The following is a 26,406-nucleotide window of genomic DNA, read 5'->3' on the forward strand; positions in this document are numbered from 1 at the left end:
ATTGATCTAACCACTGAAGGAAACGTGCATGCAACGTCGTCATCTGCTGACCGGCGCTGCCGGTCTGGTCGCGGGCGCCAGCCTTCTCAGGGGCGCTCCCGTGCTGGCAGCCAGCAAGGACGTCAAGCTCGCCTATGTCGAGTGGTCTGACACCATCGTAGCAACCAACATCCTTGCGCAAGTGCTCAAGCAGCAGGGTTACAAGCCCACCCTGACGCCCGTCTCGGGCGCGGCCATGTGGCAGGCTGTGGCCACGGGCGATGCCGATGCCATGGTGGCAGCATGGCTGCCCGTGACACATGCTGACTACTATAAGAAGCTCAAGAACCAGGTGGACCTGATAGGGCCCAACGTCACGGGCGCCCGCCTCGGTTGGGCCGTGCCCGACTATGTCGAGCTCACCTCGATCGCGGATCTCAAGGCCAAGGGCGACCTCGTCGACAACAAGGTGATCGGCATCGATCCGGGTGCCGGCCTCATGCGGGCGTCCGAAAAGGCGATCAAGGATTATGGCCTCTCCAATATTACGCTCGTCGAGGGCAGCGATGCGACGATGACGGCGGCCCTCAAGGACGCCATCAACCGCAAGCAGAGCATCGTCGTGACCAGTTGGACGCCGCATTGGATGTGGGCGGCATTCAAGCTCAAATACCTGGAGGACCCGAAAAAGTCGCTGGGCGGCGAAGAGACGGTCAACACGGTAGCGCGCCAGGGTCTGAAAGATGATCTCCCCGAGGTCTACGCCATCCTGACCAAATTCAAGCTGTCGCTCGACGACGAGCAAGGGCTCATGCTCAAGAACCTTGACGCTGGCGTGGATCCGGCCAAGACGGCGGCCGACTGGGTAGCTGCCAACCCCGAGAAGGTCAAAGCGTGGCTGGCCTAATCGCAATCTGACGCCCGAGGGGCGCAACCCTTTAAAATGGGGGTTGCGCCCCTTTTTTATTTAGGTTGCGCCTTAGCGATGTCGCGCTATCCTCACCACGGGCTATTGGGGGGATGGCGGCGTGGCGACAACGACGGTCGGGGTGAAGATCGACGAGGATCTGCGAGCCAGACTCAAGGATGCGGCGGAATCGCTCGGGCGCACGCCACACGCCTTGATCAAGCAGTCGATCGCATTGTTGCTCGACCGTTGGGAGCAGGGACTGCCTATGGCCATCGGCGACGTTGACAGCGAAGCCGTACCAATGCCGTTCCTGGCATTCGCGCGAGGCGTCGGCGCGCAATCCGTGTTGCGGGCAGCTATTACGGCCGCTTATCGTCGACCCGAGGAGGAGTGCCTGCCGTTGCTCCTCGCGTCGGCGGCCCTCCCGGCACCGGCGCGCGAGCGTGCGACCAAGCTGGCGCAAGATCTGGCCTTGAAGCTGCGGGCCAAGAACCGTCGCGGTGGGGTCGAAGGCCTGATCCAGGAATATGCACTCTCCAGCCAGGAGGGCATCGCCCTGATGTGTCTGGCCGAGGCCCTTTTGCGCATTCCCGACCGGGCTACGCGCGATGCGCTGATCCGCGACAAGATCAAGGACGGCAACTGGCAGGCCCATCTGGGGCAGAGCCCTTCGATGTTCGTCAACGCCGCGACTTGGGGATTGGTCGTCACCGGCAAGTTGACGACCACCAATAGCGAAGCGGGCCTGAGCAGTGCCCTTGGCCGACTGATCGGCAAAGGCGGGGAACCCTTGATCCGCAAGGGGGTCGACATGGCCATGCGGATGATGGGCGAGCAGTTCGTTACCGGTCAGACGATCGCCGAGGCGCTGGCCAACAGCCGTCGGCTGGAGGCGCGGGGCTTTCGTTATTCCTACGATATGCTGGGTGAGGCCGCGACCACCGCCGCCGATGCCGCCCGCTATTACCGGGATTACGAGCAGGCGATTCACGCCATCGGCAAGGCCTCCGGCAGGCGCGGCATCTATGAGGGGCCAGGCATCTCCATCAAGCTATCGGCACTTCACCCACGCTATGGCCGCAGCCAGCGTCATCGGGTCATGGAAGAGCTTTTGCCGCGGCTGAAGGACCTCATCCTGCTGGCGCGCCGCTATGACATCGGCATCAATATCGATGCCGAAGAATCCGATCGGCTGGAACTCTCGCTCGATCTTCTGGAAGGACTCTGTTTCGATCCGGATCTGGCCGAGTGGAACGGCATCGGCTTCGTCGTCCAAGCCTACCAGAAACGCTGCACCTTCGTGCTGGACTATCTCATCGACCTTGCACGCCGCAGTTCCCGCCGGCTCATGATCAGGCTCGTCAAAGGCGCTTATTGGGACAGCGAGATCAAGCGAGCACAGGTCGATGGCTTGGAGGGCTTCCCGGTCTTCACGCGAAAGGTCCACACCGACGTTTCCTATCTGGCCTGCGCCCGCAAGCTTCTGGGGGCGCCCGACGCCGTCTTTCCGCAATTCGCCACCCACAACGCCCAGACCCTCGCAGCCATCCACACCATGGCTGGGGAGAATTACTATGCTGGCCAGTATGAATTTCAGTGCCTGCACGGCATGGGCGAGGTGCTCTACGAGGAGGTGGTGGGCAGGGAGAAGCTGAACCGCCCCTGTCGCATCTACGCGCCCGTCGGCACGCACGAGACGCTTTTGGCCTATCTCGTCCGCCGCCTTCTGGAGAACGGCGCCAATACGTCTTTCGTCAATCGGATCGGCAATGCCGCCATTCCGATCGAGACGCTGGTGGCAGATCCCGTGGCGGAGGTTCAGGCCCAGGCGGTGCATGGCATGCCCCATCCGGCAATCGCGCTGCCGCGAGACCTCTATGGTGATCGGGCCAACGCCGCCGGCCTTGATCTCAGCAACGAGCAGCGACTGGCGTCGCTGGCGGCCTCGCTTCTTGGCAGTGCTGAATTGACCTGGCAGGCTGCCCCGTTGATCGGCGAGGCCGTCCCGCCATCGGCCGCGGGCGGCAGGGCCATCCTCAATCCGGCCGACCACCATGATGTCGTCGGTCATGTGCTGGACAGTTCGCCGGAGGAGGTGGAGGCGGCCATGGCAGCCGCCTTTGCAGCCGCGCCGATCTGGCAATCGACGCCGCCCTCGGAAAGGGCTGCTTGTCTCGAGCGGGCAGCCGAGCTCCTCGAGGCAAGGATGCCGGTTCTCATGGGGCTCATCGTTCGTGAGGCCGGCAAGTCCCTGGCCAATGCGGTAGCCGAGGTTCGCGAGGCCGTGGACTTCCTTCGCTACTATGCCTTGCAGGCGCGAACGCATTTTTCCATCGACGCGCACCGACCATTGGGCCCGGTGGTCTGTATCAGTCCGTGGAACTTCCCCCTTGCCATCTTCACAGGCCAGGTCGCGGCAGCCTTGGCGGCGGGCAATCCGGTCCTGGCCAAGCCTGCCGAGGAAACACCGCTCATCGCCGCTCAGTCAGTCGCCATCCTCAGGGAAGCCGGGATCCTTCCGGGCGCCGTACAACTCCTGCCGGGCGATGGCGAGATCGGTGCGGCGCTGGTCGCCCATCAGGGCACGCGCGCCGTCATGTTCACCGGCTCCACTGGCGTCGCCCGCGCCATCCAGCGACAGCTGGCAGCACGGCTCAGCCCTGAGGGCAGGCCCATTCCGCTGATTGCTGAAACCGGCGGCCAGAATGCTCTCATCGTCGACAGTTCTGCCCTGGCTGAGCAGGTCGTGGCCGACGTTCTCGTATCGGCCTTCGATTCGGCCGGCCAGCGCTGCTCAGCGCTTCGCCTGCTTTGCGTGCAGGACGACATCGCCGATCGGCTCCTGACCATGCTGAAGGGCGCCATGGACGAGCTCTCGATCGGCAACCCAGACCGGCTCGAAACAGATATCGGCCCGGTCATCGCGGGAGACGCCAAGCAAACGATCGAAGCGCATATCGCCGCGATGCGAGCCTCAGGCCATCCTGTTCACAGTCTGGTGCTGCCGGAAGGCACGGGACGGGGCACTTTCGTGGCGCCGACGCTGATCGAGATCGAGCGGGTCGAGGAACTCGAGACGGAAGTCTTTGGTCCCGTCCTGCATGTTTTACGCTATCGGCGCGCCGATCTTGATCATCTCGTCGACGCGATCAATGCCACGGGCTATGGCCTGACCTTCGGCATTCACAGCCGGATTGACGAGACGATCACGCGACTGATTCGTCGCATCGAGGCCGGCAATATATACGTGAACCGCAATATTGTTGGGGCCGTCGTCGGCGTTCAGCCCTTTGGCGGCCATGGCCTTTCGGGCACGGGGCCAAAGGCAGGCGGCCCCCTTTATATGCGCCGTCTGCTCGCCACCTGCCTTGAAGATCTGCATATCGAGGGCGGAATGCCGGATCTTGCACGCTCCTACCTCTCCTGGCTTGGCGCGCGCGAACGAAAGCTGGCGGAACGGCTGGCCCAGTTGCCGATCATCGCCGACGCAGCGATCGACCTAGCGGGACCCGTCGGTGAGCGGAACAGTTACGAGTTGATCCCGCGATCTTGGCTGCTTTGCCTGCCCCGCAGCGAGGCCGGATTTTGGTTGCAACTCGGTGCTGCGTTCCTCGCGGGTGCGCGCGTCGAGATAATCCTACCATCCGCGCTGGCCCCCAAACTCAAGGCCTTGCCGCCTGAGATCAGCTCACACGTAACGGTGATCGAGTCGGTGACAGAGAGCCATGCCTTGGCGGTGCTCTTCGAAGGGCCGGGCGACGAACTGGCCGAGGTCAGCCAAGCGCTGGCTGCATTGGACGGGCCGATCCGCAGCATTTTCGGCCTGACGAGCGACGAGATAGCGGGCGGCAGCCTCTATCGCCAGGAGGCGTTGATTTTGGAGCGCTCGATCAGCATCAACACGGCCGCAGCCGGCGGCAATGCGAGCCTGATGAGCATCGGCTGACGATGCCTAGGCGCGCTCGCGTGTCTCGGTAAAACGGATGGCGGGAAAATCATCCTGGATTCGATTCAGGTCCCAGGTGTTGCGAGCCAAATAGACAGGGTTTCCGTCGCGATCCTCGGCGAGGGACGATTTCTTCTGCGTCCGGAACGCGTCCAGGGCACGCGAATCGTCAGCATCGCACCAGCGCGCCGTGACGTAAGGCGCGGACTCGAAGTCGATCGGCAGATTATATTCAGCCTCCAGCCGCGTCTTCAGGACGTCGAGCTGCAACTGGCCAACGACGCCGACGATCCAGTCGGCGCCGATCATCGGCCGAAAAACCTGCGTGACTCCTTCCTCGGCCAGGTCCTCTAGCGCCTTTCTGAGATGCTTGGCCCGCATCGGGTCGCCCAGCCGCACGCGCATGAGGATTTCGGGTGCGAAGTTCGGAATGCCGGTGAACTTGATGGGTTCGCCTTCGGTCAGGGCGTCGCCCACCCGAAGCTGGCCATGATTGGGCACGCCGATAATGTCGCCAGGCCAGGCTTCGTCAGCCAGTTCGCGGTCGCCGGCCATGAAAAAGATCGGATTGGAGACAGCCAGCTGCTTGGCGTGGCGAACCATGGTGAGCTTCATGCCGCGCATGAAGCGACCGGAGCAAAGACGAACGAAAGCGACGCGGTCGCGGTGCTTCGGATCCATGTTGGCCTGCACTTTGAACACGAAGCCCGCCACCTTGTCCTCGCCAGGTTCGATCTCACGATCGACCGACGCTTGTGGGCGAGGCGGGGGTGCATAGGCGACGAGCCCGTCCAGAAGAGCGCGGATGCCGAACGTCCGGAGCGCACTGCCGAAAAAGGCAGGCGACAGGTGGCCTTCGCGATAGGACTGCACGTCGAAATGCGGCAAGGCGCCGTCCACCAGCTCCATCGTCTCGTCGAGGTCGGCTAGCTGTGCCGCGGGGACGCGGTCGGCCAGACTATTGCTTCGACGGTCGGCGATCGTCTGCTCCGGCTCGCTCGCATCGCCCAGCAGCGTGAGACGGCCGCTCTCGCGCTCGAGGACGCCGCGGAAATTCTGCCCCATGCCTATCGGCCAGTTCATCGGCGCCACGTCGAGCGCCAGGCGGGAGGCGATCTCGTCCAGGAGTTCGATCGGGTCCTTCGCCTCGCGATCCATCTTGTTGATGAACGCCATGATGGGCACGTCGCGCATGCGGCAAACCTGGAAGAGCTTCAGTGTCTGCGGCTCGATGCCCTTGGCAGCGTCGATCACCATGACGGCGCTGTCGACCGCTGTCAGCGTCCGGTATGTATCCTCCGAAAAGTCCTCATGACCGGGCGTGTCCAGGAGGTTGAACGTGCAACCGCCATAGTCGAAGGTCATGACCGACGTCGAGACGGAGATGCCGCGCTGTTGCTCGATCTTCATCCAGTCCGAGCGCGCGCGACGCCGTTCGCCCTTGGCTTTGACCTCGCCGGCCAAGTGGATGGCACCGCCGAAGAGCAGCAGCTTTTCGGTCAACGTCGTCTTGCCCGCATCCGGGTGAGAGATGATGGCGAAGGTTCGCCGTTTCTTCGCCTCGGCTTCGACGATGGGGGAGAGTGCCATGAGAGGTCCAGGAAAGGGAAAGTCGTCGGCCTATGAACGCCGACGGCTGGACTGGTGCCACGCTAAAAACAGGCGCCTAGGTGCCTAAGGCACGCCGTAGGGCGGTTTGTCGAAGCCCGCGGGGGAGAGGGTGAAGATCTCGTAGCCCTCTTCGGTCACCCCCAGCATATGCTCGAACTGCGCGGAAGGCTCGCGGTCCTTGGTGACGGTCGTCCAGCCATCGTCGAGGATGCGGACCTGCCATGTACCGGCATTGATCATGGGCTCGATCGTGAAGATCATGCCGGGCTCGAGGACGAGTCCCTGACCAGGCTTGCCATAATGGCGCACTTCGGGCGGTTCGTGGAACTCGCGTCCGACGCCGTGACCGACAAAGTCACGAACGACCGAAAAGCTGCGACCCTTCCGGTTCTCTTCCGCCACGGCCTGAATGGCCGCGCCGATATCGCCCATCGTGGCACCCGGGCGCACGGCGTTGATCCCGGCCCACATGCTCTCGAACGTCCGTTCGGTCAAAAGGGCTCGCTTAACCGGTATCTTCGAGCCCACATGAAACATGCGGCTCGTGTCGCCATACCAGCCGTCGAGGATGACGGTAACGTCGATATTGAGCGTGTCACCTTCGCGCAGCCGGCGCTTTTCGCTCGGAATCCCGTGATTGACGACCTCGTTGATCGAAATGCAGGACGACGCAGGATAGCCTTTATAGCCGAGCGTGGCCGGCACGCCGCCATGATCGCGCATGAAGGTATCGATCAGGCGATCGAGTTCGGCCGTCGAGATCCCCTCGCGGACATGAGCAGTGATGAAGTCGAGCGTCCGCGCGGCAAGGTTGCCGGCGCGGTGTGCGGCGGCGAAATCGGCGGGCTCGTAAAGGTGCACGGGACGATTAGTGCCGCCCGTATCGATGACCGTGCGTTTCATACCTGCCGACAATTTCCTGGACATGGCTTGGGGCGCTCAATTCCGGGCGCCTAGCATTGCGTGCGCCCGCTTGTCAAATATCTAGAGTACAGCAATTGGTTCGACCACCTCGGGATTGAGAAGGTAGCCCTGCCCGGGATCAACACCATTCAGCACGTCAAGAAGCGAGTGCACGGCGCGACGGGCCATGGCGTCGAGCGACGTCTCCGAGAGGCCGGCGATGTGCGGCGTCAAGATCAGCCTCGGCGCCTCGAGCAACGCCGAATTCGCTGGAAGGGGCTCGCGCTGGAAAACATCGAGAACGGCACCACCGAGATGGCCGGCCCGCAGGCTGCTGACGAGAGCCGTCTCGTCGAGCAACTCGCCGCGGGCTACGTTCACGAGAAAGGATCCGGGCTTCATGGCTGCGAGCTCCCGTCCGCCGATGAGCTGCCGCGTCGACGGCAGCAGCGGCGCCTGGATCGAGAGGAAATCGACCTGTGGCAGCAGGCGCTCCAGCGGCATCAGCGTGCAGCCCAGTCGGGCGACCGTATCGGGATCCATGTTCGGGTCGGCCACCAGCATCTCTGCGCTGAACCCCTGGCAGCGCTTGGCAATGCTACGTCCGATGCGGCCAAAGCCGACGAGGCCGATGATGGCGCCGGAAAGGCCACTATGAAAAAGCGGCGCCCACTCGCCTCGACGAACGGCGGCGTCGTAGTCGAGCGTCCGTGTGGCGAGCAGGCCCATGGCTGCCAGTACATAGTCGGCAACGGTGTCGTTGTTGGTGCCAAGGGTCACCGCGACGGCGACACCCGCATTGGAGGCCGCCATCAGGTCGACATGCTCATGGCCGACGCCCAGCCTCGAGATACAGCGAAGCTCGGGACATTGGGCGAAAACCTGGCGGGTGTAGGACTCCATGCCGGCAATAACGGCACAACAGCCGCCCAGCATGGTGACCAGCTCGGTCTCACCGGGCGTGTAATCGAGCGGGGCGAAGATCAGCTCATAACCGGCCTGTTCCAGGCCTTTGAGAAGATGGTGGCGTTCGCGCAAAGCAGGAGCGGTCACGAGGATTCGTCGAGAGACAGCGGCTGTCGGGCGGGGATGACGAAACCGATTATGCATTGAGATCCGCGAGCTCTCGATCAGAGGCTCGAGGCCGGCCAGCGTCGTTGGCATTTGAGGCATCGTCCGGTGTGCCTCGAACGCAGCCTGATCCGCGTAGACCTCGTAGAGGAACACCCGATGCGCGTCATTTCCGTCCTCGATGACGTCGAATTGCAGGCAACCGGTTTCGTTGGCGAATGAAGCTTCGGCATGACGGGTGATCAGCTCGAGAAATTCCTTCGTCCTGCCTTCCTTGACCGAAAATTCAACCAGGACGACAAATCCCTCTGATCCCTTCATGCTCATCACCCTCTTATGTTGTTTGGTGCAACCTCCCTAGGCTGGAATGGCTCGCCTGCGATGCTCGCGCCAAGCGGCATACAGGCCGGCCCCGACCACCAGTGAAGCGCCCACTCCCGTCCATACATCGGGGAGGTCACCGAAAAATAGGTAGCCGATCCCGACTGCCCAGAGGAGCAGGGTATAGGTGAAGGGCTGGACCACGACCGCCGGTGCCAATGCCAGGGCCTGGACGAGAAAGTAGTGCCCGGCAGCACCGAGTACACCCAGGAGAACCAGCAACGGGATATGTCGAAGCGCGATGGGCGTGAGAAAGAACGGCCCCATCAGCGATAGCATCAGCACCATGAGGATACTCTGCAAAAGATAGCTGGTATCGGCGGCATCGACGCGCGCCACCAGCCGCGTGAGCACCATGTAGGTCGCATAGAGCAGCATGGCGACGACGATGAAGGCCATATCCCTGCCAAGCGGCATCAGTCCGGGCCGCAGGATGATCAGGACGCCAACAAAGCCGATGGCGACGGCGGTCCAGCGTCGCCATCCGACTTGCTCGCCCAGGAAGAAGAAGGAAAGGGCTGTCACGACCAATGGCGTCACGGCGAAGATCGAGTGGGCGTTGGCAAGCGGCAGGGTCTTGAACGCGGTGATGACGAGCCCGGTCTCGACGATAAGAAACAGACAGCGGAGTAACTGTAACTTGAATGCACGCGTCTGCCGCATGGCGACCAGCGGGTGACGTGGGGCCAGCGCCAGGATCACCAGCGGCAGCGCCATCAGATAGCGCAGCCAAAGAACGAGCTGGGGTGGATAGGACTGGACGAGCGCCTTGCTCAGGCCGTCCATGGTCCCGAACATGCCCATGGCGACAAGCGTCAGGAGGATGCCCGTCAGTTCCGGTGCACGTGCCACTGCCAGCGCGGGTCGTGCCACCATCTCATGCTCTCGCCGGCATGCCGCCGCGCTCGAGCCAAGCCGGACGACGGACGGCGAAGCCTGTGGCCGATTCAAAGGCTTCTGCCACGGCTAGAAGCTGGGCTTCCGCGAAAGGTCGGCCTACCAGTTGCAAGCCCATGGGCATGCCGTCGCGATCGAAGCCCATGGGCGTGCTGAGCGCCGGTAGTCCCAGATAGTTGAAAGCGCCGATCAGGGCCGCCAGCTCGTTCGATGCCTGGACATAGCGTGCATCACCGCCCGTGCTCGTCTCGGCAATGGTGGGCGGCCGTTGAGGGATGGTTGGCAGGGCGATGATGTCGGCGTCGGCGAAGACGGCGTCGCAATAGGCCCGCAACTGGCCTGCCCTGGCAGACAGCGCGCGCAGATAAGCGCTAGCGGGAGCGGCGAAGCCGGGGAGCATGCGCGAAGTCGTCGTGACATTGTAGTCATGTGGCCGGGTGCGCACGAGAGTCTCGTGCAGGGAGGCTACCTCCACCACGGAGATCAGCCGCCGAAGGGCGTTTAAAGGCTCCATTGGGGGCAGCGGCCGCTTCGTCGCTTCCAGGCCGATCTCGGCAAGCACCCGGCCAGCTTCGGCAAAACCGTTGCGGACATCGTCGTCGAGCGGACCCTCAAAGCCTTCTTCGGTAGCCAGCGTCACGCGCAGGCCCTTGATAGGCTGGCCGATCCGCTGGCGGTAACGCTCAACGGGGCGCCGGCTCGTGGTGCCATCCTTGGGATCGAAGCCGGCGATCAATTCGAGCATCAAGGCGCAGTCGGCGGCCGACCGGGCGATGGGGCCCACATGGTCGAGGGAGAATGATAACGGCATCGCATTCGCTCGGCTCACCCTTCCGTAGGTGGGCTTGATACCGACCACACCGCAGAGCGACGAAGGAGTACGGATCGAGCCGCCCGTGTCGGATCCCAATGTGGCGAACGTGAGCCTGGCAGCCACCGCCGTGGCACCGCCGCTGGTCGAACCCCCGGTGACCCGCTCCGGATTCCAGGCATTCTTCGGGTGGCCGGTATGGTCGTTGTGACCCGTAACGCCCAGCGCGAACTCCACCATGTTGAGGCGGCCCACATCAATGGAGCCCGCCGCACTTAGGCGTTCAATCACAGTCGCTGTGACCTGCGGCACATAGTTCTTGAAGATCAGGCTGCCCATCTCGGAGGGCCGGCCAGCGTGATGAAACATGTCCTTGTGCGCCAGGGGCACGCCATGGAGGGCGCCTCGCAGGATTCCCCGCCGACGTTCCGCATCGCAACGCGCGGCCTCTTCGCGAGCGGCCTCTGCATGCACGCGGGCAGTGGCATTGAGGGCGCGGCCTTCCTTGTCCAGCGCCGATAACATGGCTTCAGTCACCTCGAGCGAGGTGACCTCGCCCGTCCGGATTTTCTGGGCGATCTCTATGAGACCCAGGCTCAGCAGCTCAGCATTCCTCATTTGTTCTCGCCCACATTCGCGGTGCTCTCGGGCGAGGCGCTCAGGACCTCGAGCGCTTCCAGAAACTGCTGTGGTTCAGCGGCGAACGGCATGTCGGCGGTGGCACGCAGCACAGTCTCGGCCAAAGCCTGAGCGGTTTCGATCGCGGCGGGCGGAACGGTCAGTTGCGCCCCTAAATCCTTAGGACCAGTCGTCGTTTCGTCGCCCGCCATCCCGGTCCGTCCTCTTCTTACCACGAGTGGCAAGCTACCATTGGCTGACATCGCACTAAAGAGCCCCGGCCCCCGCAGATGTTGCCGTTGCGCATCGTTACGTGCTTTGATGGCGCGAATTCGGATGAATGTGGCATAGATCCTCTTTCCGCCCGGCGCGGAACGGACACAGCCGACAAACCAGAACGGCGAGAGTATGAGCTCGGGCGTCATCGAGGTTCCGCACGGAACCTATCGTATTCGGACGATGAAGATCGGAACAAGCTGGAGGGCCAGCTCGTTCGTGGCGGATCATCTCGTCTTCAAGGACACTTCGGGGCCCACGTCCGAAGCAGCGATCGAGGCTATGAAGGCACGCCTTGATGAACGTGACCAAAAGCAGCGGCAGGGCTGGGTCGACGGTGTTCCATCCGTTGATTCGTTCGTCGAGGCGCTCCAGAAAATGGAGATTGCCGAGCCGCTGAAGGCGATGCTGCGCGCACATGCGGCCGCCGCCGATCATCGCATGACGTCGATCGAGATCGCCAAGGCCGGCGGCTACAAGGCCTATACCGTGACCGCCACCCAATATGGCAAGCTCGGCCGGCTGATAGGTGACTATCTGGGCATGCCCGTCTCGGCTGACGATGAAGGAACGGGCCATGCCAGTGTTCTGGCCGTGGCTGAGCCCGCCAGCAAGAAGGCGGATATCGTATGGCAATTGCATCCGACGTTGGTCGAGGCCTTGCAGAAGCTGGACCTCGCCTGAGGGCCGCACGGGGGAGGGACGATCGTGCAGCCGCAAACATCGCCGCTGCACGCTGTCTTAGGACGTGTTTGGGACGCCGATTTGTTGGCGTCGCGCTATCATCTGAGTGAAGTCTTCAGCGGTTTCGCCGGGCTCGGTTGCTTGTAGATGTCCCGCCGAAATCCGGAACGACGAAATTGGCGCCGCTTCGACGGTTCAGAAATCGCAGCTTAGATGAAAGTGCGGAAGTATTGATTGTCGTCTGGGGTGCGATCGGTTTCGACAGTGATGCTGATCACTTCAACTGAGCGATGAATTCGCGACCAATGCTTCGTTGGTTCTTCATCTGATGTGATCGTCGATAGGGGCGCTGCTCGTCCCTCGACAAGGATGGCGCAGGTCGATTGCCGGACTTGCGCGGGATCGACCAAACCCTGTCCCCGTTGTTTGCCATACGAGCGAATTGACATCCTTGCGGCCCTGTCCATATACGCACGCAAACGCGTATGCTTATGTTAGGAATTACTTGTCGCCCGCTGATTCAATGATCGCGGCTCCCGAGGCCGGCTTTGCGGCCATGGGGCTGCGACCGGAAATTCTTCGTGCCATCGATGAGATGGGCTACAGCCAGCCGACGCCTATCCAGGCGGAGGCAATTCCCTATGTCTTGAAGCGTACCGATGTGATCGGTATCGCGCAAACGGGGACGGGCAAGACGGCATCGTTCACCTTGCCGATGCTCGATATCCTGGCTGCTGGCCGAGCGCGGGCGCGCATGCCTCGCTCGTTGATCCTGTCGCCGACGCGCGAGCTCGCGACGCAGACGGCGCGAAATTTCGAGATTTACGGTAAGTATCTCAATCTGTCGATGGCGCTCCTCATCGGCGGCGTAGGGATGGGTGACCAGGAAAAGGTTCTCGAAAAGGGCGTTGACGTCCTTATCGCGACGCCTGGTCGTCTCATCGACTGGTTCGAGCGTGGCCGTGTGCTTCTGGGCGGTGTCGAGGTTCTTGTAATCGACGAGGCGGACCGCATGTTCGACATGGGCTTCATGCCCGATGTGGAGCGGATCGTCTCCCTGCTGCTAGGACGCAAGCAGACCCTGCTCTTTTCCGCGACCATGCCGCCGGAAGTCCGTCGGCTGGCCGACCGCTTCCTGGACCATCCGATCGAGATCAAGGTAGCGCCTCCGGCAACGACGGCTGCGACGGTCGAGGATTTCATCGTCGAGGCTGGCGAGGACAAGAAGAAGACGCTGGCCAAGCTGATCCGCCGCGAGGGGATCGAGAAGGCCATCATCTTTTGCAACCGGAAGCGCGAAATCGGTGGTGTCATGCGCCATCTGCAGCGCGCGGGTCTCAATGCGCGTGATCTTCATGGCGATCTCGAGCAGCATCACCGGCAGCTCACCCTCGACCAGTTCACTAAGGGTGAAGTCGACTTCCTTGTGGCGACGGATGTAGCCGCGCGCGGTCTCGACGTCAGCAACATGCCTTGCGTCATCAACTACGACGTGCCGCTTAATCCCGACGATTATGTGCACCGTATCGGCCGGACGGGGCGTGCTGGCCGCAAGGGTCGCGCCTTCACGATGGTGGGGCCGGAGGACCGCAAGCTGCTGGCGAACGTCGAGCGCGTCACTCAGCGCAACATCAAGCGTCTCGTCGTCGGTGAAGCTGGCAACGACGTCATTGACGACAAGGATCCGGGGCGCGACGCCGACATGGCCAGAACCGGCCGCCACAGGTTAGCCCGGCCTAGCGAGCCAGTTCCGGACGCCGACAATTCGTCGCCGTCGCCGGTCGCCGCGGGTGGACGCAGACGACGGCGCGTCGAGACGGAACGACCGGCGGCCGAGCCCGCGCCCGTCGTGGCAGCCAGCACCGCGCGCCAGCCTGCCAAGGCGGCTTCTCCCGCGCGTCGTGACGGGGCGAAGGGGGGGCGGGGGAGCCAGGAGGAGAAGCGGAGCGAAAGCCCCGTTCTCGGCTTCGGCGACGATGTTCCCGCCTTCATGCTGCAGAAAGTTCCAGCCCGGCTTCGCTCGCGCAATGTGGCGGACGAGTCGGACGAGGACTGATGCGGACCATCTTCGTTCAGGTCAAATGCGCGCTCGGTCGAGCCTATGCGACCGCAGAGCAGGCGATCGAGAGCATCGAGGAAGCTTCCGAGGTCTATTCGACCTCAGGCGAGTTCGATCTCATCATGAAGTTCCACCTTGCCGACGATGTCGATATCGGTCGGTTCGTGACGAGCCGGGTGCAGACCCTGGACGGTGTCAGGGAGACGTTCACCCTGATCGCATTCAAGGCCTTCGCTTAGGCGGCATAGCGACGGAGCCGTATGGTAGTGAGCGACAAGCCCCTGAGGCCGAGCAGGTTCGAGATTATCGCAAGACAGCGGGCCTATCAGGGCTTTTTCGCGCTGGATGTCGTCGATCTCAGGCACGAACAATTTGATGGCAGCTGGAGCCAGCCCATACGGCGCGAGCTTTTCTGCATCAGCAACGCGGTCGGCATTCTTCCCTATGATTCGCGCCGCAATCGCGTCGTGCTGATCGAGCAATTTCGCACAGGTCCGCTGGGCGCGGTGCGCGACGCGACAACGGCGCAGCCCTGGATGATCGAGACACCGGCGGGCCTGATCGAGACCGGCGAGGATCCGGAGATGGCTGGTCGTCGCGAACTCGTCGAGGAATGCGGCCTGACTGCTGATCGTATGGAGTTGATTCACCAGTTCTACCCGAGCCCAGGCGCCTCGGCCGAGAGGGTCAATCTGTTCGTCGCCGAGGTAGACCTGCCGGTCATTGGCCAAAGCGTCCACGGCTTGGCCTCGGAGCACGAGGATATCTTGAACCATGTCCTGGAACTGGAGGAAGCGCTGTCCTGGCTGGATGACGGGCGCATCCAGGGTGTTACGGCCGTCATGGCCCTTCTGTGGATGAAGTCCTCCTCCGCCGCCTTGCAAGAACGCTGGCGGGCCGGGCGCGACTGACGCTATCGCCGGCTCTTGATCCGATCTAGACTGGATCCGATCTTAAGAATTCGATGCAACAAGTGGACGCGAACCGCGCGATGCAGGCCCGTATTTATCAGCCCGCCAAAACTGCTGTGCAATCCGGCCGTTTCCGGACCAAGAGCTGGATTGTTGAATTCGAGCCTCGCTCGCGCCAGGAGGCCGATCACCTGATCGGCTGGATCGGCAATGGCGAGACCGAGCGGCAATTGACGCTGCGCTTCGCAAGCCAGGAGCAGGCGATCGCCTACTGCGAGAAGAACGGCATCGACTATACTTTGTCGCTGCCGCATGCCCGCATCGTTCGCCCGAAGGCCTATGCCGACAATTTCATCCGCCGCACCTGACGCGACCGGCGCGGCTAGAGCTGTTCGGCGGCTTTTGCTATAAACCCGCCGCCGGTCCTGCGCGCCCGTAGCTCAGCCGGATAGAGCATCTGCCTTCTAAGCAGAGGGTCACAGGTTCGAGTCCTGTCGGGCGCGCCATCTTTTTCGGTGGGCTGATTTTTGGTGTCGAACCGGTGTCTCGACGATCGTCGCGAGCGGGCTGACGGAAAGCCACGGTTCAAGGAGTAGCCGCGGCTACCGGCAGAAGCAGCCGTGCAAGCAGATCGCCCGAGCCCGGGCTTGGCTGTTTCTCAGTTGCGAAGAGGTTCGAACGAGATGAGCGGGGAGCACCTGATCGAACGGTTGGTAGGTGCTTGGCAGCTCTCTCGCGTTATTTCCAATGGCGCCAGCTATCGCGGTCGCGCCGTCTGGAGGCCCGAGGCGGGGCATCTGCACTATCGCGAGGACGGGACGATGCGGCTGGCCGATGGCCGCATTTTCTCGTGCTATCGCAGCTACCTCTTCCAGCTCGATGAATTGAGGCTAACGGTCTATTTCGACGAGCAGCCGCCCAGGTTGTTCCATCGAATGGAATTGAAGGCCGGAGACGACGGCACGTTCAGAGCCGAAGGTCATCATGATTGCGGGCGGGATCGCTATCTCACGACCTACGAGATCGGCAATTTCATCCGCATCGTTCATGACGTCAAAGGACCGTTCAAGGACTATCGCCTGATCGGCACCTATCAGCGTCAGACGGTAAGATGAGCTTTGATGGCGGCCTCGTCGATCTTGTCCGGCGCCCCGTCAAGCACGATCTGGCCGCGATCCATGACCAGGATGCGGTCGGCCAGTTCTCGCGCGAAATCGAGATATTGCTCGACTAGAAGCACGGCCATGCCGCGCTGATCACGCAGATATTTAAGGACGTTGCCGATATCCTTGATGATCGAGGGCTGGATGCCTTCGGTCGGCTCGTCCAGGACGATCAGCTTGGGATTGGTGACCATGGCCCGGCCGATGGCCAGTTGCTGTTGCTGGCCGCCCGACAGATCGCCGCCCCGTCGATTGAGCATTTTGCCCAGGACCGGAAAGAGCGCGAAGATCTCATCATCGATCCGCCGACGATTTCGTGGCAGGACGCCAAAGCCGGTCTCAAGGTTCTCCTTGACCGTCAGGAGCGGGAAGATTTCCCGACCCTGCGGCACAAAGGCAATGCCGCGCCGGGCGCGCTCGGCTGGCGCCATCGTCGTGATATCGTGACCGTCAAACGTGATGCGTCCACCGCTTGGTCGGTGCTGGCCGGTAATCGCCCTTAGCGTCGAGGTCTTGCCCACGCCGTTGCGGCCGAGGACGCAGGTGATCGCTCCCTCAGCGGCTGCCAGCGATACGCCCCAGAGGGCCTGGCTCTTACCATAGTGAAGATTGATGTGCTCGACGCGAAGCATGATCGTCTACCTCCCCAGATAGACTTCGATGACGCGCTCGTTGCTCTGGACCTGATCGAGCGACCCTTCCGCCAGCACCGAGCCTTCATGGAGCACGGTGACCTTGACGTTGAGGGCGCGCACGAAGGTCATGTCGTGCTCGACGACCATGACTGAGCGCGTCTTGTTGATCTCCCGCAGGAGATCGGCCGTCGCCTCGGTCTCGAGATCCGTCATGCCGGCGACAGGCTCGTCGACGAGCAGCAACTCGGGCTCTTGAACCAGCAGCATGCCGATCTCCAGCCATTGCTTTTGACCATGGCTGAGATCGCCTGCCGGACGATCGCGAGCGGCTGTCAGCCGCACCGTTTCCAGGACGGCGTCGATCCGCTCGATCTGGCGGGGCTTGATCGAACGGAAGAGGGTGCTGAAAACGTCGCGTGGTCCGGCGATCGCCAGCACGAGATTGTCGAAGACCGTATGGTTCTCGAAGACGGTCGGCTTTTGAAATTTTCGGCCGATGCCGGCGCGTGCGATGGTCGCTTCGTCATGCCGAGTAAGATCGAGATTGCCCTTGAAGCGCGCCGTTCCCTTCTGGGGGCGGGTCTTGCCCGTGATCACGTCCATCATCGTTGTCTTGCCGGCGCCGTTGGGGCCGATGATGGCCCGCATCTCGCCGGGCTCGAGCAGCAGGGAAAGGGCATTCAGTGCCTTGAAACCGTCGAACGTCACCGAAATGCCGTCCAGATAAAGGATAGGGTCACGGGCGGGGCGATCGACGGACACGGCGCTCATGAGCGGGCCTCCCCGGCTTCGGCGGCCGCGGACTTGCGGTTGAAGGCGTCGATGCCGCCCAGGCGAAGTAGGCCTGCTATGCCTTTGGGCAGGAAGAGGGTGACGAGCACGAACATGAGGCCGAGCGCGAAGAGCCACCATTCCGGGAAGTTGTTCGTCAGCCAGGATTTCACGAAGTTGACGCCCACGGCACCGACAATGGCGCCCCAGAGCGTGCCGCGACCGCCCAGCGCTACCCAGATCACCGCCTCGATCGAGTTGCCCGTCCCGAACTCGGAAGGATTGATGATACCTACCTGAGGCACGTAGAGGGCCCCGGCGATGCCTGCCAGCATGGCCGAGATCGTCCAGACGAAGAGCTTGTAGTGCTCGACGCGATAGCCGCAAAAGCGCGCGCGCGATTCGGCATCGCGGATGGCGACGATGACGAGACCTGCCCTTGAGCGCGTAACAAAGACGCAAAGGAGATAGGCCAAGGCAAGCGTGATCGCCGTTACGGAAAAGAGTGCCGAGCGGGTCGCATCCGCCCCCGTATCGAACCCGAGGATCTCCTTAAAGTCGGTCAGGCCGTTATTGCCGCCCATGCCCATGTCATTGCGGAAAAACGCCAGCAGGAGGGCGAAGGTCATGGCCTGGCTGATGATCGAGAGATAGACGCCCGTCACGCGGCTCCGGAAGGCCAGCCAGCCAAAGACGAGGGCGAGTGCCCCGGGGACCAGGACGATCATGGGAAAGGCGAACCAGGCATGATCCATGCCCCACCAGTACCAGGGGAGCTCCTTCCAGTTCAAAAACACCATGAAGTCCGGCAGGATCGGGTCGCCATAGACGCCGCGCGACCCGATTTGCCGCATGAGGTACATGCCCATCGCATAGCCGCCGAGCGAGAAGAAGGCGGCGTGGCCGAGCGAGAGGATGCCGCAATAGCCCCAGACGAGGTCGAGGGCCAATGCCAACATGGCGTAACAGAGATATTTGCCGAAGAGACTGACGGCGTAGGTCGGCAGGGTGCCGGTCGATAGATGCAGGATCGGCACAAGGATGGCGATAGCGATGAGGACGGCCGGCACCACGACCGATGCGAAGGGCATGCGGCTGCTGATCATGCCTCGATGGCCCGGCCCTTGAGCGCGAAGAGGCCGCGGGGGCGTTTTTGAATGAAGAGGATGACGAGAACGAGAAGGATGATCTTGCCGAGCACAGCGCCTGTGAACGGTTCGAGCAGCTTGTTGGCGATGCCGATCGCCATGGCGCCGGTCAGCGTACCCCAGAGATTGCCAACCCCGCCGAAGACGACGACGAGAAAGCTGTCGATGATGTAGCCCTGCCCGAGATTGGGGCTCACATTGTCGATCTGGGAGAGTGCCACGCCGGCGATGCCGGCAATGCCCGAGCCGAGCCCGAACGTCAGCGCATCGACGAGCCCGGTACGGATGCCCATGGAGGCGGCCATGCGTCGATTCTGGGTCACGGCCCGCATCTCGAGGCCGAAGCGCGAATAGCGGATGAAGGCCAGGAGACCCAGGAAGACGGCCAGGCAGAAGATGATGATGACGAGCCGGCCGCTCGTCAGGGTCAGGCCGTCGAGGATGTCGAAGGAGCCGCTCATCCAGCTGGGCGAGGTGACCTCGCGATTGGTCGGACCGAAGATCGAGCGGACTGCCTGCTGCAGGATGAGCGAGATGCCGAATGTGGCAAGCAAGGTTTCAAGCGGTCGCCCGTAGAGGAACCGGATTACCGTGCGCTCCAGGATGACGCCGGCAAGCCCGCCCACGACGAAAGCGGCCGGCACGGCGGCAATAAGCGACCAATTGGCTGCATCGGGAAGATAGGTCACGAACAGCGTCTGGACGACATAGGTCGTGTAGGCGCCAAGCATGACCATCTCGCCATGCGCCATGTTGATCACCCCCATGACGCCGAAGGTGATGGCAAGGCCGATGGCGGCCAGGAGCAGGACCGAACCCAAGCTTATTCCGTAGATCGCATCTTGAACGCGAGCCAGCATCGACTGACGCATTTCGATCGAGGAGACGCTGGCCGCTGCCGCCTCGCGTATCGACGCGGAGGTGTCGTTCGCAAGGTTGCGCAGCATGGCCAGCGCGTCCGGATCACCGCGCCTGCCGATCGTCTCGACCGCCTGGAGACGCTGCGCTTCGTCTCCCTGGCCGTTCGCGAGGAAAATGGCGGCGCGCGCGGTCTCCATCACGGCTTTGACGTCGGGATCTCGTTCCTTGGCGAGGGCTGCTTCGAGCGCAGGCAGGGCCTCGCCATCGCGTGCCTTGAAGACTGCATCGGCGGCTTGTCGCCTGATCGCAGCGTTGGGGCTGCTCAGATTGAGCGTCCCCAACGCTGCCTCGGCTGCCCGGCGAATGCGGTTGTTAACGCGCACCGCCTTGGCGCCGGCCGCTGCATCCCCCGCTGGCTGCAGCGTGGCGGCATCGAGCAGGCTGTCGTCGGCCTGCCGGATGAAAAAGCTGGGAGGATCGCCGGCAACAACCATCAGCCTGTTGTCCTGAAGGGCCGCAAGCACCGCCCCGGCACGCTGATCGCCACTGCCCGCCAAAATAACCACGCCCCGCTCCACGTCGTCGAACTTCCCGCCCAGCAGGTGGAGACCGTCATCGAAGCCGTCGGCCCGGGTCTCTGCTGAGAGTCCGAAGCAGAGAAGGAAGGCTAGGAGGAGGATGCGCAGCATGGTTGCAACCTTATGCGGCGGTGTTTAAACGCCGCCGCATTTGCCTGACTTGACGTTGAAGTTGCCGCAATTCATGGGCTTACGCCAATCGGCGATGAGGTCCTTGGAGCCTTCCAGATAGTCGGACCACTCGTCGCCGACGACGAGGCCGGGGGTCTCCCAGACCGTGTTGATCTGGCCGTTACCCTGAATCTCGCCAATCAGGACGGGCTTGGTGATGTGATGATTGGGCATCATCGTCGCATAGCCGCCCGTCAGGTTCGGCACCGAGACGCCGATCATCGCATCAATGACGGCATCGTGGTCGATCGTGCCCGCCTTTTCGACAGCCTTAACCCACATGTTGAAGCCGATATAATGGGCCTCCATGGGGTCATTGGTGACGCGCTTGTCGTTCTTGATGAACTTGTGCCACGCCTTGATGAAGGCCGCGTTCTCGGGCGTATCGACGCTCATGAAGTAATTCCAGGCCGCCAGATGGCCGACCAAAGGCTTCGTGTCGAGACCCGCCAATTCTTCCTCGCCGACCGAAAAGGCGACGACCGGAATGTCGGTCGCCTTGACCCCCTGGTTGGCAAGCTCCTTGTAGAACGGTACGTTGGCATCGCCGTTGATCGTCGAGACTACGGCCGTCTTCTTGCCGGCGGAGCCGAATTTCTTGATCTCGGAGACGATCGTCTGCCAGTCGGACTGACCGAACGGCGTATAGTTGATCATGATGTCGTCAGCGCCGACACCCTTCAGCTTCAAATAAGCCTCGAGGATCTTGTTGGTCGTGCGCGGATAGACATAGTCCGTCCCCGCCAGCACCCAGCGCTCGACGCCTTCCTCGTTCATCAGATAATCAACCGCCGGCACCGCCTGTTGGTTCGGAGCCGCGCCCGTATAGAAGACGTTGCGTGAGCTTTCCTCGCCCTCGTACTGCACGGGATAGAAAAGAATGCCGTCGTCCTGCTCGAAGACCGGGAGCACCGACTTGCGGCTGACAGAGGTCCAGCAGCCGAAGACTGCAGCTACTTTTTGGGCTTCCAGGAGATCCTTGGCCTTCTCGGCGAAGAGCGGCCAGTTGGAGGCCGGATCGACGACGACAGCCTCAAGCTTTTTGCCGAGCAGGCCGCCTTTGGCGTTCTGCTGCTCGATGAGCATCAGCATGACGTCCTTTAGCGTCGTCTCCGAAATCGCCATAGTGCCGGACAGCGAATGGAGGATGCCGACTTTGATCGTCGCATCGGCGGCCAACGCCTGGCCTGCGCCCAGGCTGAGGGTTGGTAGGAGCGCTGCCGCGGCGGCGCCCTTTGCTGCGATGCCGGCAAAGGCACGGCGAGACAGGGTTCGAGGCGCTGACGTCATGATCACATTTCTCCCTTGGGACGCACCAAGACGGCGGTGCTCCGGCAGGCCCTGGATGCGGGTCCTGGGCAGTTCAGGGAATACGTCGAATGACGTAGCGCCAGCTCTATGAGGAGAAGGGCTTGGCGCTGGAGTGCGCCTAGGGCAACCGCTAATGATTGAAGCGGCTTGGTTTCGATCCGCTGCGATGGAGTGATGCTTGGACGAGCAGGCGGCGGTGGGGCGGCAACGGATCGTTCGTGAACGGCGCGACTATAATCGCTGGGTCGCGAACCAGACGCTTGAGGACTATGCGCTACGTTTTACGGCCAAAGCTGCTAGGCGATGGTCCGCCTGGCGGGTGGCCCACGCCGCCCTGGGGGTCGTCTCCTTCCTGGCACTCGAGGCGATCGGCGGCGCCATCACGCTCACTTTCGGGGTCACCAACGCCGTGGCGGCCATTCTCGTCGTGGCTGCCCTCATCTTCGTCGCGTCCGTGCCGATCTGCTACTATGCCGCCCGTGACGGAGTCGATGTCGACCTCCTGACCCGGGGCGCCGGCTTTGGTTATATAGGCTCGACCATCACGTCGCTGATCTATGCCTCTTTCACCTTTATCTTCTTTAGCATCGAGGCCGTCATCGTCGCTGCCATGCTCGAGAGCTTTCTCGGCATTCCGCTCTGGCTTGGCTATATTCTCTGCGCGCTCGTCGTCATTCCCATCGTGGTCTACGGCTTCACGTTCATCAATCGGTTGCAGATCGCTACGCAGCCGCTCTGGTTCGTACTCAATCTCGTCCCGTTGGTCCTGATCCTTGGCGCGCATCCCGACTGGTTGCCGGATTGGCGCAGCTTCACCGGTTCGGCTGGCCCCAGAGGTGCGTCTTTTGATCTCCTCCTCTTCGGGGGCGCCGCATCGATCCTTTTCGCTCTGATCACCCAGACGGCCGAGCAGGTCGATGTGATTCGGTTTTTGCCCGATCGGCGCGGTCAGAAGCCATTTCGGTGGTGGACCGCCCTCCTGGCCGGCGGACCGGGCTGGATCGTCATCGACGTCTTGAAGCTCCTAGCCGGCTCCTTCCTCGCCTATGCGGCCTTGCGCTACGGCTTGCCGCCCGAGCAAGCAGTTCAGCCGCACGAGATGTATCTCGTGGCCTTCCGCACCTGGTTCAGCCCGGGCACCGCGGTCATGCTCGTCTTTCTTCTCGTCACCGTTTCGCAACTCAAGATCAATGTCATCAACGCCTATGCGGGTTCGCTCGCCTGGTCGAATTTCTTTTCCCGCCTGACGCATGCGCATCCGGGCCGCGTCGTCTGGCTGGTGTTCAACATCATGATCGCGCTCCTCCTGATGGAATTGGGCATCCACAAGACGATCGCGAACACGCTGGTCATCTACTCCGATGTGTCGGCCGCCTGGATGGGGGCCTTGATCGCGGATCTCGTCGTCAACAAACCGTTGGGCTGGAGTCCGCGCCATATCGAGTTCAAGCGCGCTCATCTCTATGACATCAACCCGGTCGGCGTAGGCGCCATGATGCTGGCCGGCATTCTCTCGCTTGCCGCCTATGCGGGCTGGCTCGGAGTCGAAGCTGAGGCGTTTTCGACCTTTATCGCCTTTGCAGTTGCCTTCGCGACCGCGCCCATGCTGGCCAGGCTGACAGGGGGGCGCTTCTATCTGGCCCGCAAGCCGCGGGCGGCCTGGTCGCGACTTGAGAGTTTGAAATGCTCGATCTGCGAGCACGACTTCGAGCCCGAGGACATGGCTTATTGTCCGGTCTATGCGGGTCCGATCTGTTCGCTCTGTTGCACCTTGGACGCGCGGTGCCAGGATGGGTGCAAGCCGCATGCCCGCCTGGGCAACCAGATACTCGCCCCGTTACGGGCGCTCATGCCCGGCAACTGGCAAGGCATCGCTGGAGGGCTGCTTGCCCGTTTTCTCGGGGTCTTTCTCTTGTTTGCCGGGACTATCGGCCTCGTCCTCTTCGTCATTCACGCCCAGACAGTCACATCCGCCGTCGTTTCGGCCCGGAGCTTCGCCGCGGCCTTTGGTACCGTTTTCGTCATTTTGCTTATCGTTAGTGGCATCGCTGCCTGGCTGTTGGTGCTAGCGCAGGAAAGCCGGCGTGCCTCGCAGGCGGAGACGAAGCGGCAGACCGCTCTTCTCATGGCCGAGATCCGCGCTCACCGGCAAACCGATGCCGCCTTGCAGCAGGCTAAGGAGGCGGCCGAGGCTGCCAGTCTTGCCAAAAGCCGATATGTCGTCGGCATCAGCCACGAGTTGCGCAGCCCCTTGAATGCGATTTTGGGCTATGCCCAGCTTCTCGAGCACGACGCCGCTATTCCCGAGGGTCGACGCGAGGGAATCGCCATCATCAGGCGCAGTGGCGAGCATCTGACGGCGTTGATCGAAGGCCTTTTGGACATTTCCAAGATCGAAGCCGGCCGTATCGCTCTTTATCGCGACGAACTCCGGCTGCCACTCTTTCTCGACCAACTGGTGCAGATGCTGCGGGTGCAAGCCGATGCCAAGGGCATTGCCTTCCACTATGACCGCCCGAAGCTCCTGCCGGAGCTGGTTTATGCCGATGAGCAGCGTCTTCGGCAGGTGCTGATCAATCTGCTCTCCAATGCCATCAAGTTCACAACCGTGGGGCAGGTGACGTTCAGATTGCGCTGGCGTAACGAGATTGCGGAGTTCGAAGTCGAGGACACCGGGCCCGGTATCGCCGAGGCCGATAAAGAGCGCATTTTCGAGCCTTTTCAGCGTCTGCCGACCGCTAGCGGTGCGCCGGGAACAGGGCTTGGCCTCACGATCTCCAAGCTATTGACGGCGATCATGGGAGGCGAACTCACGCTGGTCAGCGAGCTTGGCAAAGGCAGCCGATTTCGCGTCCGGTTGATGCTGGCCAGGGTCGAGCACGGTGGCAGACCCGCCTCCCTGGCACGGCAGCGAGCTGCGGAAGGCAATCGCCGGGTCATCGGCCATACGGGCGAGAGACGCTCCATCATGGTCGTCGACGACGACATGGTTCACCGCCGGCTGATCGCCGACATGTTGACCCCTTTAGGGCTGCTCGTGCTTGAGGCCTCGGATGGAGCATCGGGCCTAGCCCTGGCCAAGCAGTCGTCGCCCGATCTTTTTCTCGTCGATATCCGCATGCCCGGCCCTCTGAACGGCTGGGAGTTGGCCAGGCAGTTGCGTGCCGAGGGATTTTCCAACACGCCCATCCTTATCGTCTCGGCGACGCTGCGTGAGCTGCAGGAGCCACCCCACGAGGAGACTTTCCACGACGATGTGGTGTCCAAGCCAATCGATCTGCAGCAACTCCTGGACAAGATCGGTCATTATCTTCGTATTCAATGGACAAGTCTCGATGTCACGCCCGAGGCGGTCGTGGCGGATGTGCCATTCTTGTCGGGTTCGCAATTGGCCGAGTTACGGGAACTTGCCGCGATCGGCTATGTGCGCGGGATCCGCAACCGGCTAGACGCGCTGGAACAGGAATTCACGCTGGCACGGCCCTTCATCAGTCAGCTCAAGGCGTTGCTCGCCGATTATCGTCTGGAGGCATTCACGGAGGCGCTCGATAAGGCGGAAGCCGAGCTTGCAGCCGGCATTGCCGGGGCGGCGTCCTCTTGACAAGGCGCGACGTCGTTCTCGTCGTCGACGATACGCCAGGTACGCTCGGCATGTTGAACGATGCCCTCGAGAGCGCCGGGTTCATGGTGCTGCTGGCCCAATCGGCCGCTGCCGCGTTCAGCGTTATCGAGCGTGTTGCGCCTGATATCATTCTCATGGATGCGATCATGCCGGGGATGGACGGCTTTGAGGCCTGTCGTCGCCTGCGACGGTTGCCTGAGCTTACCAATGTGCCCATTGTCTTCATGACTGGCCTGACCGAGAGTGCCAGCGTGGTACGTGGCCTGGAGGCGGGCGGCGTGGATTATGTGACGAAACCACTTCGACCCGACGAGGTCATAGCCCGTCTTGGCGTGCACTTGGCGAATGCCCGCCTGGCTCGAAGCTCGCAAGCGGCACTCGATGTCGCGGGGCGCTATCTCCTGGCGGTCGATCCCGAGGGGCGGATTCTTTGGGCGACACCCCAGGCGAGGAGCCTGTTGGCCGCGGCCGGTCTCGATGCATGTGTGCCAAGCCTTGCAGGCCAACTCGATCGAAATCCAGGCGGTAGCCTGGTCGGTCCATCGCTCGAATTGCAGCATGTTGGCCAAGTGAGCGATGAAGAACGCTTGTTCCGAGTGATGCCCGCCGCGGATCCGGAAAGGGAGGCCACACTCCTCAAGGAGCGGCTGCAACTGACCAGCCGCGAGGCGGAAGTGCTGGTCTGGCTAGGACGCGGCAAGTCCAATCGGGATATCGCTGATATTCTGCTGCTTAGTCCACGAACGGTGAACAAACACCTCGAACAGATCTACCCCAAGCTCGGCGTCGAGAACCGCGCCGCCGCGACAGCGCTCACCGTCAAGATCATCTCCAGCACCTAGCGTTCTTGCCGGAGGCAAGCCGTTCAGGCTTCAAGTCGGGCGACCTCGCGGGCTAGCTTGATGAAATCATCGCGGCCGATCCCGAGATCGGCCAGTTCGGCGTTGCTCAGATAGCTGAACTCGGTCATCGCTCGACGATAGGCGCGACGGCGAGCGGCCAGGCGCCGAAGAAACGCAAACGCGTGCGGGGCCTTGTCGGTCAACAGCGGGCTCGTCAGAGAGGCGGGCATGGTCATGTCGATCCAGA

The 26,406-nt window shown here is 62.3% G+C and carries 22 protein-coding genes and 1 tRNA gene; 11 read left to right on the top strand and 12 right to left on the bottom strand.

Features of this window, described 5'->3' with window-relative positions:
* Positions 1 to 28 precede the first annotated feature (28 nt).
* Positions 29 to 886, top strand: a complete 858-nt coding sequence (locus CFB17_RS11185; protein ID WP_088561635.1) for a glycine betaine ABC transporter substrate-binding protein — start codon at positions 29 to 31, stop codon at positions 884 to 886.
* A 121-nt stretch (positions 887 to 1,007) separates the two neighbouring features.
* A complete protein-coding gene (gene putA / locus CFB17_RS11190) occupies positions 1,008 to 4,835 on the top strand; it encodes a trifunctional transcriptional regulator/proline dehydrogenase/L-glutamate gamma-semialdehyde dehydrogenase (RefSeq protein ID WP_088561636.1) in 3,828 nt (1,275 codons plus the stop codon).
* A gap of 6 nt (positions 4,836 to 4,841) precedes the next feature.
* Here putA and CFB17_RS11195 read toward each other — a convergent pair whose 3' ends face one another.
* From CFB17_RS11195 to CFB17_RS19020, 6 genes are all read right to left on the bottom strand, one after another.
* Entirely contained in the window at positions 4,842 to 6,425 is a 1,584-nt protein-coding gene (locus tag CFB17_RS11195; RefSeq protein ID WP_088561637.1) for a peptide chain release factor 3, read from the bottom strand.
* A gap of 84 nt (positions 6,426 to 6,509) precedes the next feature.
* Positions 6,510 to 7,349, bottom strand: a complete 840-nt coding sequence (map, locus tag CFB17_RS11200; protein ID WP_088561638.1) for a type I methionyl aminopeptidase — start codon at positions 7,347 to 7,349, stop codon at positions 6,510 to 6,512.
* Between the two features lie 81 nt (positions 7,350 to 7,430).
* Positions 7,431 to 8,741, bottom strand: coding sequence for an NAD(P)-dependent oxidoreductase (locus tag CFB17_RS11205; RefSeq protein ID WP_165769571.1), 1,311 nt, complete (start codon positions 8,739 to 8,741; stop codon positions 7,431 to 7,433).
* A gap of 36 nt (positions 8,742 to 8,777) precedes the next feature.
* Positions 8,778 to 9,677 (bottom strand): DMT family transporter, encoded by a 900-nt coding sequence (locus CFB17_RS11210; RefSeq protein ID WP_088561640.1) that lies wholly within the window; start codon positions 9,675 to 9,677, stop codon positions 8,778 to 8,780.
* 1 nt (position 9,678) lies between these two features.
* Positions 9,679 to 11,127, bottom strand: a complete 1,449-nt coding sequence (locus CFB17_RS11215; RefSeq protein ID WP_088561641.1) for an amidase — start codon at positions 11,125 to 11,127, stop codon at positions 9,679 to 9,681.
* The gene (locus CFB17_RS19020; RefSeq protein WP_133063892.1) at positions 11,124 to 11,552 is read right to left on the bottom strand and encodes a hypothetical protein; all 429 of its coding nucleotides are present in this window, start codon (positions 11,550 to 11,552) and stop codon (positions 11,124 to 11,126) included. The genes CFB17_RS11215 and CFB17_RS19020 overlap by 4 nt, the downstream gene beginning before the upstream one ends.
* Here CFB17_RS19020 and CFB17_RS11225 point away from each other — a divergent pair.
* From CFB17_RS11225 to CFB17_RS11255, 7 genes are all read left to right on the top strand, one after another.
* Positions 11,536 to 12,087 carry a hypothetical protein gene (locus tag CFB17_RS11225; RefSeq protein WP_088561643.1) on the top strand — a complete coding sequence of 184 codons (552 nt, stop codon included), beginning with the start codon at positions 11,536 to 11,538 and terminating at the stop codon, positions 12,085 to 12,087. The two genes, CFB17_RS19020 and CFB17_RS11225, sit on opposite strands and share 17 nt — an antisense overlap.
* 505 nt (positions 12,088 to 12,592) lie before the next feature.
* Positions 12,593 to 14,143: a DEAD/DEAH box helicase gene (locus tag CFB17_RS11230; protein ID WP_322112136.1), complete on the top strand. Its 1,551-nt coding sequence runs from the start codon at positions 12,593 to 12,595 to the stop codon at positions 14,141 to 14,143.
* Positions 14,143 to 14,385, top strand: coding sequence for an Lrp/AsnC ligand binding domain-containing protein (locus CFB17_RS11235; protein WP_088561645.1), 243 nt, complete (start codon positions 14,143 to 14,145; stop codon positions 14,383 to 14,385). The genes CFB17_RS11230 and CFB17_RS11235 overlap by 1 nt, the downstream gene beginning before the upstream one ends.
* A 27-nt stretch (positions 14,386 to 14,412) precedes the next feature.
* Positions 14,413 to 15,057: an NUDIX domain-containing protein gene (locus CFB17_RS11240; protein ID WP_207762028.1), complete on the top strand. Its 645-nt coding sequence runs from the start codon at positions 14,413 to 14,415 to the stop codon at positions 15,055 to 15,057.
* An 80-nt stretch (positions 15,058 to 15,137) separates the two neighbouring features.
* Positions 15,138 to 15,425, top strand: coding sequence for an ETC complex I subunit (locus tag CFB17_RS11245; RefSeq protein ID WP_088561647.1), 288 nt, complete (start codon positions 15,138 to 15,140; stop codon positions 15,423 to 15,425).
* Between the two features lie 61 nt (positions 15,426 to 15,486).
* A tRNA-Arg gene (locus CFB17_RS11250) sits at positions 15,487 to 15,563 on the top strand.
* A 177-nt stretch (positions 15,564 to 15,740) separates the two neighbouring features.
* Positions 15,741 to 16,172, top strand: coding sequence for a DUF6314 family protein (locus tag CFB17_RS11255; protein WP_088561648.1), 432 nt, complete (start codon positions 15,741 to 15,743; stop codon positions 16,170 to 16,172).
* Here CFB17_RS11255 and urtE read toward each other — a convergent pair.
* Genes urtE through urtA form a run of 5 tightly spaced genes read right to left on the bottom strand, consistent with a single transcriptional unit; the run spans position 16,157 to position 21,674 of the window.
* Positions 16,157 to 16,852: an urea ABC transporter ATP-binding subunit UrtE gene (gene urtE / locus CFB17_RS11260; protein ID WP_088561649.1), complete on the bottom strand. Its 696-nt coding sequence runs from the start codon at positions 16,850 to 16,852 to the stop codon at positions 16,157 to 16,159. The two genes, CFB17_RS11255 and urtE, sit on opposite strands and share 16 nt — an antisense overlap.
* Positions 16,853 to 16,858: 6 nt before the next feature.
* On the bottom strand, positions 16,859 to 17,626 hold the full coding sequence (urtD, locus tag CFB17_RS11265; RefSeq protein WP_088561650.1) for an urea ABC transporter ATP-binding protein UrtD: 768 nt from the start codon (positions 17,624 to 17,626) through the stop codon (positions 16,859 to 16,861).
* The gene (urtC, locus tag CFB17_RS11270; protein ID WP_088561791.1) at positions 17,623 to 18,717 is read right to left on the bottom strand and encodes an urea ABC transporter permease subunit UrtC; all 1,095 of its coding nucleotides are present in this window, start codon (positions 18,715 to 18,717) and stop codon (positions 17,623 to 17,625) included. Before urtC ends, urtD begins: the two co-directional genes overlap by 4 nt.
* Positions 18,718 to 18,728: 11 nt before the next feature.
* The gene (gene urtB / locus CFB17_RS11275) at positions 18,729 to 20,324 is read right to left on the bottom strand and encodes an urea ABC transporter permease subunit UrtB (protein WP_088561651.1); all 1,596 of its coding nucleotides are present in this window, start codon (positions 20,322 to 20,324) and stop codon (positions 18,729 to 18,731) included.
* Positions 20,325 to 20,348: 24 nt separating this feature from the next.
* Positions 20,349 to 21,674: an urea ABC transporter substrate-binding protein gene (gene urtA, locus CFB17_RS11280; protein ID WP_088561652.1), complete on the bottom strand. Its 1,326-nt coding sequence runs from the start codon at positions 21,672 to 21,674 to the stop codon at positions 20,349 to 20,351.
* 199 nt (positions 21,675 to 21,873) lie between these two features.
* Here urtA and CFB17_RS11285 point away from each other — a divergent pair, with 199 nt between their 5' ends.
* Both CFB17_RS11285 and CFB17_RS11290 read left to right on the top strand, forming a co-directional pair.
* Positions 21,874 to 25,296, top strand: coding sequence for an ATP-binding protein (locus CFB17_RS11285; RefSeq protein WP_243389855.1), 3,423 nt, complete (start codon positions 21,874 to 21,876; stop codon positions 25,294 to 25,296).
* The gene (locus CFB17_RS11290; RefSeq protein ID WP_088561653.1) at positions 25,293 to 26,159 is read left to right on the top strand and encodes a response regulator transcription factor; all 867 of its coding nucleotides are present in this window, start codon (positions 25,293 to 25,295) and stop codon (positions 26,157 to 26,159) included. Before CFB17_RS11285 ends, CFB17_RS11290 begins: the two co-directional genes overlap by 4 nt.
* Positions 26,160 to 26,182: 23 nt before the next feature.
* Here the strand turns inward: CFB17_RS11290 and CFB17_RS11295 are convergent, their stop codons facing one another.
* Positions 26,183 to 26,389, bottom strand: coding sequence for a DUF1127 domain-containing protein (locus CFB17_RS11295; protein WP_106408569.1), 207 nt, complete (start codon positions 26,387 to 26,389; stop codon positions 26,183 to 26,185).
* Between the last annotated feature and the right edge of the window lie 17 nt (positions 26,390 to 26,406).

Origin of the sequence: Arboricoccus pini (assembly GCF_900187945.1) — a bacterium.
Lineage (GTDB): Bacteria > Pseudomonadota > Alphaproteobacteria > Geminicoccales > Geminicoccaceae > Arboricoccus > Arboricoccus pini.

Excerpts from the sequence above, each read along its gene's own strand:
- CFB17_RS11185 (WP_088561635.1), top strand. The coding sequence starts at position 29 with ATGCAACGTCGTCATCTGCTGACCGGCGCTGCCGGTCTGGTCGCGGGC.
- CFB17_RS11195 (WP_088561637.1), bottom strand. The coding sequence starts at position 6,425 with ATGGCACTCTCCCCCATCGTCGAAGCCGAGGCGAAGAAACGGCGAACC.
- map (WP_088561638.1), bottom strand. The coding sequence starts at position 7,349 with ATGAAACGCACGGTCATCGATACGGGCGGCACTAATCGTCCCGTGCAC.
- CFB17_RS11205 (WP_165769571.1), bottom strand. The coding sequence starts at position 8,741 with ATGAAGGGATCAGAGGGATTTGTCGTCCTGGTTGAATTTTCGGTCAAG.
- CFB17_RS11210 (WP_088561640.1), bottom strand. The coding sequence starts at position 9,677 with ATGGTGGCACGACCCGCGCTGGCAGTGGCACGTGCACCGGAACTGACG.
- CFB17_RS11215 (WP_088561641.1), bottom strand. The coding sequence starts at position 11,127 with ATGAGGAATGCTGAGCTGCTGAGCCTGGGTCTCATAGAGATCGCCCAG.
- CFB17_RS11225 (WP_088561643.1), top strand. The coding sequence starts at position 11,536 with ATGAGCTCGGGCGTCATCGAGGTTCCGCACGGAACCTATCGTATTCGG.
- CFB17_RS19020 (WP_133063892.1), bottom strand. The coding sequence starts at position 11,552 with ATGACGCCCGAGCTCATACTCTCGCCGTTCTGGTTTGTCGGCTGTGTC.
- CFB17_RS11235 (WP_088561645.1), top strand. The coding sequence starts at position 14,143 with ATGCGGACCATCTTCGTTCAGGTCAAATGCGCGCTCGGTCGAGCCTAT.
- CFB17_RS11245 (WP_088561647.1), top strand. The coding sequence starts at position 15,138 with ATGCAGGCCCGTATTTATCAGCCCGCCAAAACTGCTGTGCAATCCGGC.
- CFB17_RS11255 (WP_088561648.1), top strand. The coding sequence starts at position 15,741 with ATGAGCGGGGAGCACCTGATCGAACGGTTGGTAGGTGCTTGGCAGCTC.
- urtE (WP_088561649.1), bottom strand. The coding sequence starts at position 16,852 with ATGCTTCGCGTCGAGCACATCAATCTTCACTATGGTAAGAGCCAGGCC.
- urtD (WP_088561650.1), bottom strand. The coding sequence starts at position 17,626 with ATGAGCGCCGTGTCCGTCGATCGCCCCGCCCGTGACCCTATCCTTTAT.
- urtC (WP_088561791.1), bottom strand. The coding sequence starts at position 18,717 with ATGCCCTTCGCATCGGTCGTGGTGCCGGCCGTCCTCATCGCTATCGCC.
- urtB (WP_088561651.1), bottom strand. The coding sequence starts at position 20,324 with ATGCTGCGCATCCTCCTCCTAGCCTTCCTTCTCTGCTTCGGACTCTCA.
- urtA (WP_088561652.1), bottom strand. The coding sequence starts at position 21,674 with ATGACGTCAGCGCCTCGAACCCTGTCTCGCCGTGCCTTTGCCGGCATC.
- CFB17_RS11295 (WP_106408569.1), bottom strand. The coding sequence starts at position 26,389 with ATGCCCGCCTCTCTGACGAGCCCGCTGTTGACCGACAAGGCCCCGCAC.